This is a genomic window from Lyngbya sp. CCY1209, from assembly GCF_055795065.1.
Genome location: NZ_JAYFER010000089.1, coordinates 1 through 332, shown reverse-complemented (window position 1 = coordinate 332; position 332 = coordinate 1). Strand labels below are relative to the sequence as shown.

General features: G+C 46.1%; 1 pseudogene. It reads left to right on the top strand.

The features are described 5' to 3' along the window. Window positions 1–332 (top strand): annotated as a pseudogene (locus AC0QHF_RS00480) (group II intron reverse transcriptase/maturase); the annotation flags it as partial.

Here is a 332-nt window from a genome sequence, read left to right as displayed (position 1 = left end):
GGGCATGGGTAGTGTCACGATGCGGAAATGCCAAATACAAAACGCTCAGGAAATACTTCCGAACAGGAAAAGTGATACTGAGTAATGGGAAGGAAAGGAACGTGAAGTGGATTTTCCAAACCAAGGATGGTCTACGACTCCAACAACATAACTGGACTCCCATTGTATACCACACTCTGGTCAAACCGAATGCATCGACGTATGACGGAAACTGGGTCTACTGGGCAACAAGGAGAGGGAAATCAGCAGAAATCCCAAACCGAGAAGCCAAATTGCTGAAATACCAGAAAGGCAAATGCAAATGGTGCGGACAGCACTTCACTATAGAAGAC